The 12,892-nt window shown below is 59.4% G+C and carries 10 protein-coding genes and 1 pseudogene; 6 read left to right on the forward strand and 5 right to left on the reverse strand.

The features are described 5' to 3' along the window. Nucleotide 1 precedes the first annotated feature (1 nt). Together NH448_RS02145 and NH448_RS02150 are read right to left on the reverse strand one after the other, a co-directional pair. Nucleotides 2-340 carry a hypothetical protein gene (locus NH448_RS02145; protein WP_045995032.1) on the reverse strand — a complete coding sequence of 113 codons (339 nt, stop codon included), beginning with the start codon at nucleotides 338-340 and terminating at the stop codon, nucleotides 2-4. Between the two features lie 534 nt (nucleotides 341-874). After that, nucleotides 875-1,123, reverse strand: coding sequence for a hypothetical protein (locus NH448_RS02150; protein ID WP_045995022.1), 249 nt, complete (start codon nucleotides 1,121-1,123; stop codon nucleotides 875-877). Between NH448_RS02150 and NH448_RS02155 the strand changes: the two are divergent. The 6 genes and pseudogenes from NH448_RS02155 to NH448_RS02180 all read left to right on the forward strand — a co-directional run. Beyond that, nucleotides 1,109-3,004: pseudogene (locus NH448_RS02155) on the forward strand (efflux RND transporter permease subunit); the annotation flags it as partial. The gene NH448_RS02150 and the pseudogene NH448_RS02155 sit on opposite strands and share 15 nt — an antisense overlap. 282 nt (nucleotides 3,005-3,286) lie before the next feature. After that, the gene (gene lgt, locus NH448_RS02160) at nucleotides 3,287-4,096 is read left to right on the forward strand and encodes a prolipoprotein diacylglyceryl transferase (RefSeq protein ID WP_045995021.1); all 810 of its coding nucleotides are present in this window, start codon (nucleotides 3,287-3,289) and stop codon (nucleotides 4,094-4,096) included. A 77-nt stretch (nucleotides 4,097-4,173) separates the two neighbouring features. Beyond that, nucleotides 4,174-4,512 (forward strand): hypothetical protein, encoded by a 339-nt coding sequence (locus NH448_RS02165; RefSeq protein ID WP_045995020.1) that lies wholly within the window; start codon nucleotides 4,174-4,176, stop codon nucleotides 4,510-4,512. Between the two features lie 46 nt (nucleotides 4,513-4,558). Further along, entirely contained in the window at nucleotides 4,559-5,032 is a 474-nt protein-coding gene (locus NH448_RS02170) for a hypothetical protein (protein WP_045995019.1), read from the forward strand. 133 nt (nucleotides 5,033-5,165) lie between these two features. Next, a complete protein-coding gene (locus NH448_RS02175) occupies nucleotides 5,166-6,506 on the forward strand; it encodes an APC family permease (RefSeq protein WP_045995018.1) in 1,341 nt (446 codons plus the stop codon). Between the two features lie 956 nt (nucleotides 6,507-7,462). After that, nucleotides 7,463-8,482, forward strand: a complete 1,020-nt coding sequence (locus NH448_RS02180; RefSeq protein ID WP_253028382.1) for a L,D-transpeptidase family protein — start codon at nucleotides 7,463-7,465, stop codon at nucleotides 8,480-8,482. A gap of 535 nt (nucleotides 8,483-9,017) precedes the next feature. Here NH448_RS02180 and NH448_RS02185 read toward each other — a convergent pair. From NH448_RS02185 to NH448_RS02195, 3 genes are all read right to left on the reverse strand, one after another. Continuing rightward, nucleotides 9,018-9,278, reverse strand: a complete 261-nt coding sequence (locus tag NH448_RS02185; RefSeq protein WP_157033146.1) for a DUF2933 domain-containing protein — start codon at nucleotides 9,276-9,278, stop codon at nucleotides 9,018-9,020. Then, complete coding sequence (locus tag NH448_RS02190; protein ID WP_045995017.1) at nucleotides 9,275-11,827, reverse strand: heavy metal translocating P-type ATPase; 2,553 nt, start codon at nucleotides 11,825-11,827, stop codon at nucleotides 9,275-9,277. Before NH448_RS02190 ends, NH448_RS02185 begins: the two co-directional genes overlap by 4 nt. 80 nt (nucleotides 11,828-11,907) lie before the next feature. Beyond that, nucleotides 11,908-12,603 carry a Spy/CpxP family protein refolding chaperone gene (locus NH448_RS02195; protein WP_045995016.1) on the reverse strand — a complete coding sequence of 232 codons (696 nt, stop codon included), beginning with the start codon at nucleotides 12,601-12,603 and terminating at the stop codon, nucleotides 11,908-11,910. Between the last annotated feature and the right edge of the window lie 289 nt (nucleotides 12,604-12,892).

Consider the following 12,892-nt stretch of genomic DNA (forward strand, 5'->3'; position numbering starts at 1 on the left):
GTCATGTCCTCGCGTTGAGCTCCGCATCCAGCAGCTGTTTCAGGGTCTTACGCTGGGCTGGCGTCAGGTCATCCTGTGAATCCTTGTCGTACAGGGTGAACAGCCAGAACTGGGATCCACCCAGCCACCAGTAGTAGATGATGCGAACACCGCCCCGTTTGCCCTTCTGCCGCTTGGGGTCGCTGAACCGTACCTTGCGCAGCCCTCCTGTGCCCTGGATGACGTCTCCCGCAGCTGGGTTCCTGAGCAAGAAGCTCTGGAAGGCACGAAACGCAGCGTCGTCAAAGTGGCTGGAGCGATGCCGCTCGAAGGCTGGCAGCTCGACAAAGGTGGCTTTCATAGAGGTGTACGTAGTCTGCGTATATTTTTGCCGCTGCACCTAACTCTGTCAAGCGCCTCGATGCTCGGCCTAGTGGTATTACATCAGCAAATGGTGAAAATTCCAAAAGGGCGGAAAGGGGAGTAAGGGAAGTAAGGGAAGTAAGGGAAGGGGGCTCAAGGGGAAGGGGCTTGCCCCGAAAAGTTAGCATATTGCGAACCCCCCAAAGGGGAAAGGGCAAAGGGTTGCTGCCGGGAACCGGTGCTGCTCGACAGGACCACTGCCGCTTTGAGCACACGGCTGCCGTGCAGAAAGAAAACTCCACCGCTGCAGAAAGAGCTGCTGCTAACCTGCTGAATCTGCAGTTTCTTACGCCGCTTTCGGTGCCCCGCCTTCAGCAACGGCTCGCAGCAGTGCAGAATGAAAGACTGTCTGCATCTACCGACAAGGAGGTCGCCGTGGGCCTTCACCCTGCGCCGCGACATGACCAAGACCGGCATCTTCCGCGATATCGAGCCGTTCAAGCTGGTATAGGCCAACCTGAACGGCTCCTTCTCACAGGTACCTCTCGATGACGTCCCGCGTCTGCGCTGGCTCGAACACGGTGTCGAAGGCCCACTGGCCGAAGCCGCCCTGGTCGTTGACGGCCTTGACCCAGGTCTCCATGGCGGCACGCTTCTGGGCGTTCTGCTGGCTGTCCTGGCCCTTCACCTCGAGCACCAGGGTCCTGCCATTGGTGAGTCGGATCAAATAGTCGGGCACGAAGTTGCGCGAGGAGCCGCGCCACAGATCGAGAATTTGCACAAGCACATGGAGCGTACACCGCTGACGACTGAAAACCGCAGGAAGGTGGTGGCCGACTCGGCGGTGGAAGTGGGACCGGCCCTCTTCTTCAGCTTGCTGATCATCACGGTCAGCTTCGTGCCTGTGTTTACCCTCGAGGCCCAAGAAGGGCGGATGTTCTCACCGCTCGCCTTCACCAAGACCTATGCCATGGCCGCCAGTGCCGGGCTGGCGGTCACCCTGGTTCCGGTGCTGATGGGCTACTTCATCCGCGGCCGTGTACTGCCTGAGCACAAGAATCCGGTCAATCGGCTGCTGGTTGGGGCCTATATGCCAGTGCTCAAGGCAGTATTGAGATTCCCGAAGACGACAATCGCCTTGGTGCTGGCGATAACCCTGGTGGGCTTCTGGCCGGTCAGCAAGATCGGCAGCGAGTTTATACCACCCCTGGATGAAGGCGACTTGATGTACATGCCCACCACCTATCCAGGGCTGTCCATCGGCAAGGCAAGGGAGCTCCTTCAGCAGACCGATAAACTGATTGCCAGTGTGCCCGAGGTGGATACCGTGTTCGGCAAGATCGGACGGGCCGATACCGCGACCGACCCGGCGCCGCTGACCATGATCGAGACCTTCATTCAGCTCAAGCCACGGGAAGAGTGGCGAGAGGGAATGACCACCGACAGGCTCAAGAAAGAACTCGACAGCCTGGTGCGAATACCGGGGGTATCCAATGCCTGGGTGATGCCCATCTCGACGCGCATCGATATGCTGGCGACCGGGATCAAGACGCCGGTGGGCATCAAGGTGGGGGGAGAAGATCTCAAGCAGATTCAGTCCATCGGGCAGCAGCTGGAGACGATCCTTGCTGATGTTCCTGGTACCGCTTCGATCTACTCCGAGCGGGTGGCCGGAGGGCGCTATATCAAGGTCGATATCAACCGCGCTCAGGCGGCGCGCTATGGCCTGAACATTGCCGATGTGCAACAAGTGGTGGCGACCGCCATCGGTGGTCGGAACATCACGCAGACCATCGAGGGACTGGAGCGCTACCCGGTCAACCTGCGCTATCCACAGGATTACCGAGACTCTCCCGAGCGACTGGCCGAGCTACCGATCGTCACCGCCAATGGGCAGCGCATCGCTCTAGCCGATGTGGCGGACATCTACGTGGAAGACGGCCCACCGGCGATCAAGAGCGAGAATGCGCGTCCCAATGGCTGGACCTTCGTGGATATCGAAGGCGTGGATGTCGGCACCTATGTGCAGCGCGCCATGGACGTTGTGGCCGAGGAGCTCGAGCTGCCCGCCGGCTATTCTGTGACGTGGTCCGGGCAGTATGAATACATGTTGCGCGCCAAAGAGAAGTTGAGCTATGTGGTGCCTTTCACGTTGGCCATCATCGTGATCCTGCTCTACATGAGCTTCAAGCGCTTCAGTGAGGTAGCCATCATCATGGGCACGCTGCCGCTGGCCATGGTAGGAGCGATCTGGCTGATGTACCTGCTGGGGTATAACTTCTCCGTGGCCGTGGGCGTGGGGTTTATCGCTCTGGCAGGAGTGGCAGTCGAGATCGGGGTGATCATGCTCGTGTATCTCAACCAGGCGTATCAGCAGATGATCGAGCGCTGCCAATACAAGGGAGTACAACCCCGCCGGGAGACACTACGTCACGCCGTGCTGCACGGTGCTGCGCTGAGGGTGAGACCGGTAATGATGACGTCGGTCTCGACGATTGCCGGTCTTCTGCCGCTGATGTACAGCTCCGGCACAGGTTCCGAGGTCGTCAGTCGCATTGCGGCTCCGATGGTAGGGGGTATGTTGAGTGCTGTGATATTGACGCTTCTGGTATTGCCTTGTGTCTACTATCTGTGGAAATGCCGTCGAGTGAGCCATTCCTAGCTAACAGGCTCGGCGAGGCTGGGTGGCACATTATAGACGTTGCGAATGCAGTATCTTGAAGGTACCCAGCCTAACGCGAACGATTATTTGTATTATTGATGTGAGGATTGCCAGCGATGGTGCCTCTCGCCAGATTGATTGGCGCGTTGTGAGCCCAGATTCAGCTTGTATTCAGGCCTCGGGGCTATGCTGAGTCATAAGGGATCACGCTTGACGATGCGCGACCCCGCTGGCGTAACGTCGAACGGTTCGTAGAAGCTTGAACGTCGTGAGGAAATCGCCATGATTGCGTACCCACAAATCGATCCAGTGGCATTATCGCTCGGACCGGTACAGCTTCACTGGTATGGGCTGATGTACGTGGTGGGGCTGACGGCCGCATGGTGGCTGGGGCGGCGGCGAGCACACCGCCTCGGCCTGACCCACGATGATATCGGTGACCTGATCTTCTATGGCGCTCTGGGCGTCATCATCGGAGGCCGCCTGGGTTTTGTGCTGTTCTATGGTCTCGATCAGGTGCTGACCAACCCCTTGTGGTTGTTCAAGGTGTGGGAAGGGGGCATGAGTTTCCATGGGGGCCTTGCCGGCGTCCTGATAGCTGCATGGCTGTTCGCTAGACGTCGCCGTCTGGCCTACCTTAAGCTGACCGATTTCATCGCACCGCTGGTGCCGATCGGTCTGGGTGCCGGGCGCCTGGGCAACTTCATCAATCACGAGTTGCCGGGGAGGGTCAGCGACGTGCCCTGGGCAATGGTCTTCCCGCCCATGTTGGGATTGGGTTCCGAGCCGCGCCACCCATCAGCACTCTACGAGTTTGCCCTGGAGGGTGTGGTGCTGTTTGCCGTGCTGTGGTGGCTGTCACGGAAACCGCAATCGCAAGGTCTTATCTCGGGGCTATTCCTGCTCCTATACGGTACCTTCCGCTTCATCGTGGAGTTTGCACGCCTGCCCGATCCTCAGTTGGGCTTCATCGCCTTTGATTGGCTCACCATGGGGCAGCTGTTGACGGTACCAATGTTGGCAGCCGGTGCGCTCCTGGTCATCACTGCGCGTCGTAGCCAGCAAACCTTGGTTGCTGAAACGGGTCTGTGAGCTAGGTAAGTGCCATGGGAGACATGGCGATAGCAATTGAAGGATGTTAACGATATTACAGTACGAGGAGAAGTCTCATGACGCACAAAAAGCATCGGTTGGGAGTCTCTGAAACGACCTTGGTGAAACGGCACTTAAAACTTGACTCTCGCGATCTGGATGCGGTGAAAGCGGCTGTTTCGGATATAGATGAGCTCTACGGGCTAGACAGTGTTTCGTTCGATGAAAAGAAACGAAAGCTTCACCTGGCCTATGATGCTTCACGTCTCTGCCTCGACTGTGTTGAAGATATCCTCGAAAAACATGCGGTCGAAATCAGTCATGACTGGTGGAACCGCTTCAAGGAAGAGCATTATCGGTTTGTCGATCAGAATGTGAAGGACAATGCCAAGCAAGAGCCTTGGAGCTGCCATTGAGTGCTAGGCATAACCACGCACGGGCTAGCCTTGGGGTGAACGCTGCATGAAGCTACGCGTATTCCGCTCGGCCCCGGAGCTTCATGTCGCGCTTTTTGCCTTTCTGCTGAATCTGCCTTGGGAGTTTCTACAGGTTCCATTGTATGCGGGCATGCCTGCGATGCCACATTGGGAAGCTGTGCAGGCTTGTACCCAGGCGGCCCTTGGCGATGTGGTAATCGCGTTGATGGCGTATTGGTCGGTGGCTGTATGGCGTCGACGTCGTGACTGGCTTCGGGTCTATGGGACCAAGGAGTGCTTGGGCTTCGTGCTGGTGGGTGTCAGTATCACGGTGGCGATGGAGTGGTACGCGACGCTAGTCAGTCAACGCTGGGAGTATGCACCGCTAATGCCCCGCGTTCCGTGGTTGGGCACGGGCCTCTCGCCGTTACTCCAATGGTTGATCTTGCCGCCGCTGATGCTGTGGATGTCGTACCGTCAGCTGCTAGGATCTGAGGTTGTAACCAAAGAAAATATTTGACTATTGGGTAGCACATAGGTTCTACGCTTTGACCCAATTTTGTCAATGCATGCTCTACTCTTCGTTATCGGGCGAATGTCGGAATGTCAAGAGGCCTTTCAGTAGGATCCTGTTTCATGACCCAAGGAGAGAGATGATGGAGTCAATGGATAGAACCCCACAGTATGAGCAGAATAGCCTTTCTCTAATTGGTGCGATTGCCTTAGGTACCGGGGTCATGATTGGCGCTGGTATTTTTGCCTTGACGGGACAGATGGCCGAGATGACGGGAGAGCTTTTCCCATTAGCCTTCTTGTCGGCGGCACTAATCGTCTCCTTCAGTGCTTATTCCTATGTGAAAATGTCCAATGCCTACCCGTCAGCTGGTGGTATTGGCATGTACCTCCAAAAAGCGTATGGACCGACCCTGACCACCGCTTTTCATGCGCTTTTAATGTATTTTTCCATGGTGATAGCGCAAAGCTTCTTAGCGAGAACCTTTGGGTCCTACACGCTAGAGCTTTTCGATGTGGGGGATAGGTCACTGCTTGTCCCCTTGCTGGGTGTTGCGCTGCTGATATCTGCATTTTTACTTAACCTCTCCGCCAACAAGATGATCCAGGGTGTTGCCTCGGTACTCGGGTTCATAAAAATTGGTGGGATCATCTTGTTTGGGGTCATCGGTGTCATCATCGCCGACTCGGTCGGCATGGAAACCTCGGCGTCGGCGCCCGAGGGGTCTCTTGCAGGCTTCCTGGGAGCAACCGCGTTGGGGATCCTGGCCTTCAAAGGGTTCACGACGATCACCAACAGTGGTTCAGAGATAGAAGATCCCCATCGCAACGTTGGCAGGGCGATCATGATCTCGATCGCCCTATGTGTGGTGATCTACGCGCTGGTGGGCTTCGCTGTCGCCAGTAATCTGTCGCTGAGCGAGATCATCGAAACAAAGGATTACTCTTTGGCAGCTGCTGCGCGGCCGGCTCTTGGAGAGGCCGCTGTCTGGTTCACCGTCATTCTCGCCATGTTGGCCACCGCGGGGGGTATCATTGCCAGTATATTTGCGGTCTCACGCATGTTGGCGATGCTGACGGAAATGAAGCTGGTGCCGCATCGTCACTTTCATATGCCAGGAAGTATCCAGAAGCATACCCTGGTCTATACGGTCGTGCTTGGCTTAGTTCTGACGGCATTCTTTGACCTTAGTCGTATCGCTGCGCTTGGCATCATTTTCTATTTGATTATGGATATAGGTATCCATTGGGGAGTGTTGCGTCATCTGCGCAAGGAGGTTGATGCAAGCCCAACTGTGCTAGTGATTGCAATATTCCTGGATATGGTCGTATTGGCAGGCTTCCTTTGGGTAAAGGCTACGACAGATTATTTGGTATTAATTGTTGCTCTCGTGGTGATGGGGGCTATCTTGCTTTCCGAGCGGCTCTTTCTGTCTCGTAAAGGAGATTCTGCTTCAAACGAGAAGACTCATTCTCATTGAAGTTTCAAGTTTTCCTGCATCGGCTTTGCCGGGAATGCGCTCGATTGGCAAAACGTGAATAAGTCACCATCTGCCGGCAGGCTTGTGCGTAGGTGGCGTCAGACTAGAACCTGCCCGCCGAAGGGGGCACGGCAAAGGATGTCATGGCGAGCTGGGGAGATGAGTTGAATGAGGTGGGGCTGTTGGGACAAGCTATTCACGCGGTTGCTTATCCCGTAATACTGACCATCGGGAGAAAGAGAGATGAAACGACATCCTGTAAGGCTCATCCAGAGGCTGCGAGGGCAGGTTGGCGACTTAGTCATCTTGAGCGTGCGCCGAGCGATCAGCCGGCTACAGGAGGCCGGTAGTCCCGTTCCGCTGGTGCGGAGTGCGAGAGTATCGCACGAATTCTCTGTCACGGAACTGGATCTTTCCAAATCCGTCATTCTGCGAAATCCTGAATGCCTTACGTCCAACTGAATGTCGCAGCAGGCCACGGGCCAGGGGCAAAAGTGCGACAGACATCCTGTCCTAGGAGGTGGTAACGCCTTGGAATCTCTCTCGTCTGTCGGTTTGCTTGGCGCTTTCGCCGGTGGTCTGATCTTTTTGCCTTGCACACTGTCGTTGCTGCCTGCCTACCTGTCGGTAGTCACGGGCGGGGTGCCGGAAAGGCTGACAGGTGGCTCGAGGCATTGATCCTAAGCGCCTTCTTCGTTTTCGGTTTCAGCATCGTGTCCAGCCTGCTGGGCCTGTTCACGACCGGGGTGTTCCGCTTGCCGATGTTCGAGCCCCCTTCAGTTCACACCGAACGTCCAGGTTACATTATAGCTGACCGGGCTGCTGAGGCTGCTTGGCTGGTCATTCAACAAACGTCGGTCTGGATGACAATCCAGCTGGCGAAAGGAGAGGGGATGATGCCTTTGTCGAAAGTTCACTCCGGGTCAGCGAGACAGGCCTCACTGTGGCAGCTCCGAATGCGCACACTGGTGGGGATGCTGGCCGGCTGGCTGGCATTTTCCGGCCTCGTTCTGGCCCAGGAGGAGGACAAGAGGACCCTCGGCCATTTTCCGCTGCCCGAGACGGGAAACGTGATAGGTGACACCTACCGCGTATCGGTGGCAGATCAGGAACAGACCCTGATCGACATCGCCAGGCAACACAACCTGGGGTATAGGGAGATCGTGCGCGCCAATCCAGACGTGAGTCTCTGGATTCCCGGCGAGGGTACCGAGGTGACCATTCCCGGACGCTTCATCCTGCCCGAAGCCGAGCGCACCGGTATCGTCATCAACATCGCCGAGCTGCGCCTCTACTACTACCCGGAGGTGGGCGATGGTGAGACGTCACGCGTCGAGACTTACCCCATCGGTATCGGTCGCGAGGGGTTCGATACGCCACTCGGCGTCACCGAGACCACCATGAACATCAAGAATCCCGCCTGGTATCCACCCGAGTCGGTACAGCGAGAAGCCAGAGAGCGCGGAGAGGAGGCGCCAAGCGTGGTCCCTCCTGGCCCGGATAATCCGCTGGGGGACCATGCCATTATCCTGGGGTTCGATGGCTACTTGATCCACGGCACCAATCAGCCGGATGGCATCGGCATGCGGGCAAGCCGAGGTTGCATTCGCATGTTTCCCGAAGATATCGAGTCGATCTTCGACCGCGTACCCGCCGGCACCCAGGTTCAGATTGTCGATCAGCCCATCAAGATCGGCTTGGGTAGCGGCCGGCCCCTCGTGCAGGTGTTTCCTCCTCTGGGAGAGGAAAAGCATGATATGTCGACACTGGCCGACACTCTCGCACGCCTCGATCAACTCGGCAGCGAAGGCATAGCCTTGGACTATGGGCAGCTCGCGAGGCTGCTCGATGCTTCGAGCGGTCGCATCATGGCGCTGTCCCCAGCGCCGCCGGACGAGCCGGAGAGCCAAGAGGAGGATCTGCGCTACGGAATCTATGCCGAGTTGGCACACAGTGGGAAAGACCGGCAGCCATAGGATCGCCCAGGGTCTCGCAGGGTAACGCCATAGCGTTGGCGGCACCCGCTTGCGGCAGGACAAAGCTCGCCTCGAGGATCACCATTTCCACGCTGGGGATGGAGGAGAACTCTTGATCTCTACACGCTCTGGGCTAACTGCTGTTGTGGGAGGTCTTGCTGAACTGGGCGGCGGCCTGCCGATTGGCCATTGTCGTCTCGCCTACCTTCGTCGGGTAGAGCCATCCGTCTAAGTAGAGGACGTTACCTCAGCGGGGTATGCACTCGATGTTGATATGATCTCCGACCTGATCAGAACAGAAAGAAGGTGGGTGGAAGGAAGAGCATGGCCACTGCCAGAGACGATTGACCGGATGAGAAAGGGCCAGTAGGGCATCGGTGTCGTATGTCTGGCACCGATGCCAATGGGCTCTTTTTCAGCTTGCCTCCTGTCGGTTGGTGTGGGTCGTTTTCCTGGCGTTAACAGCTTCTGGAGCACATGACACGGGCCGTTCTGTCACGATATTGATCGGCACCGCAGGGCAGCTGGCGTTACGTTACTCATCCCGGTCACCGTGATGATGCCCGAGATGACGGTGCATCAGGAAATGCATGCCGAGACAGAGTGCCAGCGGCAGTACCAGCCAGGCTCCGCTGGCAAGCGATTGGCCGTGCCACATGAAGAGCAGCACAGCGCCTCCCATCAGCACCAGGCAGGCGGTCATCATCCATTTATGAAGCGCCCCGCCATGTGGTGATGGTGCCTTCTGCGGCTCGGCCTCTCTTGTGGGGCGTTTGGTGGGATGTGGCTGTGTCATGAGAGGTCTCCCTTGGCAGGGGACTGGTCCGATTGGGCTGCAGTTGATGGCTCACGGCGGGGTTGCTCCCGGGCATAGCGCCGTTTGAGCAGCAGCGAGTTGCCGATCACCGAGAGCGAGCTGGTGGTCATGGCGATGACGCCGATCATGGGGTGCAGCAGCCCGATGGCGGCGATGGGAATGGCGGCCACGTTATAGGCGCTGGCCCAGATCAGGTTTTGGACGATCTTGCCGAAGGTGGCACGGGAGAGGTGCATGGCGTCCACCACGGCAGTGAGCTCGCCGCGTACCAGCGTCACGTCCGCCGCCTCGATGGCCACGTCGGCGCCGGCGCCGATGGCGATACCCACGTTGGCCTGCTTCAGCGCCGCGGCGTCGTTGATGCCATCGCCGACCATGGCCACGTGGTTGCCGTGTTTTTCTTGAAGGGCGCGGATGGCATCGACCTTGCCTTCCGGCAGCACGCCGGCCTGGACTTCGTCGATGCCCACCTCTTCAGCCACGGCGCGGGCTGCGCGTTCATTGTCGCCGGTGATCATCACCACATGCAGGCCGAGGTCGTGCATGCCGCGGATGGCTTCCACCGACTCCTGCTTGAGGGTATCGGCCACGGCCACCAGGCCGAGTGCCTGGCCGTCGGCGGCGACTATCACCACGGTGCGGCCCTTGCCCTCGAGCTCGCCCATGGCGTCATCCAGGGCCTCGAGGCCGGTCACGCCTTCCTCTTCGAGCAGGCGTCGGTTGCCGATCAGCACGCTCTCCTCGCCGACCTTGCCCGAGACACCGCGCGCACCAGTGGAACGGAACTCGCTGACCTCGCCGGGTTTCACGTCGCGCTCCCGGGCACCGTCGACGATGGCCCGGGCGATGGGGTGCTCCGAGGCGTTCTCCACGCTTGCCGCCAGGGTGAGCAGGCGGTTTTCGTCGACGCCCTCGGCGGCGACGGCCTCGGTGAGTTTCGGCTCGCCGCGGGTAATGGTCCCGGTCTTGTCGAGTACCATCACCTTCACGTCCTTGAAGGTCTGGATCGCCTCGCCGGAACGGATCAGAATGCCACGCTCGGCACCGATGCCCGAGCCGACCATTAGCGCCGTGGGGGTGGCCAGCCCCAGGGCGCAGGGGCAGGCAATGACCAGTACAGCGATGGCAGCGAGAATCGCCAATACCGGCGTAGCGGCCTCGGGGTTCACCCAGGGCAGGAAGGTCGCGCCCCAGTCGAGGATCGGCCGCAACGCATCCGGGAACAGTGCCCAGGCCGCGAGGCTCACCAGGGCAATGGCCAGCACCGCCGGCACGAAGCGGCCGGTCATGCGATCGGCGAATTCCTGGATGGGCACCCGCGAGCCTTGCGCCTGATCGATCAGGCGCACCACCTGGGAGAGGAAGGTATCGCCGCCAACGCGGGTCGCCTTGACCCGAAGTCGCCCCTCCTTGTTGATGGTGGCACCGATCACGCTGTCCCCGGTGCTCTTGTAGACCGGTATCGACTCGCCGGTGGCGATGGACTCGTCGAGATGGCTCTCTCCCTCGACCACCTCGCCGTCGGTGGGAATCTTGTCCCCGGGGCGCACGATCATGATGTCGCCCGGGGCAAGCTCCTTCACCGATACCTCGATCTCCTCGCCATCGCGCTCCACCCGTGCGGTCTTGGCGCCCAGGGTCATCAGGCGGCGGATGGCCTGGGAGGCGCGGCCCTTGGCCAGTGCCTCTAGGTAACGCCCCAGCAGGTGGAAGGTCATGATGGTGGCGGCCATCTCGATGAATGAGGTCATGGGGTAGACGAAGCCAGCCAGACCGATCAGGTAGGGCGGCAGGCTGCCCATGGAGATCAGCACATCCATGTTGAAGGTGCCGTTCTTCAGCGAGCGCCAGGTCGACTTGTGGGTGGCGATCCCGCCGTAGAGGAACACCACCGGAAAGCCCAGCACGGCGATGAGCGCCAGATACCCCGGGATCGGCTGCCAGAACATGTGCGGCATCATCAGCAGCATGATCAAGGTGGTGGGCACGGCGGCGATGATCAGCCGCTTGCGGGCCTGGCTCAGATAGGCTTCCTCGATCTCGGCGTCGCTGTCGGCGTCCTCCGCCTCGTCGGTCTGCACGGCGGCCACGTCGTAGCCGGCCCCTTCCACCGCGCTCTTGAGCGTATCGCCATCGGGGCCATCGGCGGCAACCGCGACCAAGACGCGATGGCTGGCGATATTGGTGTCGATCGATTCGACCCCCTCGAGCCGTTCCAGGGTGCTACGGATGATGCCGGCGCAGTGATCCGATCCCATGCCGGGAACGGTCAGGCGGACCTCTTGCTTGCCGCTACCACCACTGACGGCGGCCACGTCATAGCCGGCGCCCTCGACGGCTTCCTTCAAGGTGTCGCCGTCGGGCCCACCTGCCTCGATGGTCACGCTGACATGGTGGCTGGCGATATTGGTCTGGATATCGCCCACCCCATCGAGGCGTTCCAGTGTCTTGCGCACGATACCGGCACAATGGTCGCTGCCCATGCCGGGTACCGTCAGGGTGGTCGTTCTTGTCACGGTGTCTCTCATCCCGTATCTCCTACTGGCGAAGCCGAAGGGGCGGCTCTTCTGTGGCCGCCCGGACGTTCTGGCGCTTCAACCGAAGCGAGTCAGTGATGCTCGTCGTGGTCGTCGGGATCGACACCACCCTCGGGTTTCGCCTGTTGCAGCTGCTGAAGCTGCTCATCGGTCATGAGGTCATGCATGGCATTTCGCATGCGCACCATCTCGGCCATCATCTCGCCGTGCAGCTCGGCCATCTGGCCGTGCAGCGCCTTCACCTCCTCGGCGTCGGGGCGTTCGCCGTGCATCTCGGCCATCAGGTCGTCGCGCAGGTTCATCAGGCGTCCCATGCGCTCGAACTGGGTGGGGCGGTGTTCCTGCATCAGTTCACGCATCTCGTCGCGCTGCTCCGGCTCGAGCATTTCCTGCATCATGCCCATGCCAGCGCCGCCCATCATCGAGCAGGGCATCATCCCGCCACCCATCATTCCACCCATCATGCCGGGCCCCATGCCTTCCTGGCCGCCGCCCATCATTCCATCCATCATGCCGGGCCCCATGCCGCCCTGGCCGCCGCCCATCATGCCACTCATCTTGCCGGGCCCCATGCCGCCCTGGCCGCCGCCCATCGTTCCACTCATCATGCCTGGTCCCATGTCACCTTGACCGCCGCTGCCGCTCATCATGCCGCTTCCTTGATCGGGCTGATTGGTCGGCATGCTCTGGGCGAGGGCGACGCCGCTACCACTGGCACCGAGTATTAGGGCGAGTCCGAGGGCGAGAGTGTGCTTGCGAATCTTCATGATCGTTCTCCTGGCGAGCTTTTGGGCCCATTCAGGCCCTTTGCTTGCATTATTTCGGCTGTGTGCTGCACACAGGTCAATCTCATGCAACAACGACTGGGGGTGTGGAAAGTTACCCAGGACTCAGGATCTGAATCGTTGTGTCAGCAGATAGACGGGAAGCGGAGAAGGATCGGGCAGGGCTTGTGGGACACCAGTGCTGGCGATTAGTCGAAGAGTCGGATCCATACCGCCCCAGGAGGGGTGAACAGTCGCGAATTTGATGTCCTGCTGCGGCACATGCGTCATG

The sequence above is a fragment of the Halomonas sp. OfavH-34-E genome (assembly GCF_024124525.1).
Classification (GTDB): domain Bacteria; phylum Pseudomonadota; class Gammaproteobacteria; order Pseudomonadales; family Halomonadaceae; genus Halomonas; species Halomonas litopenaei.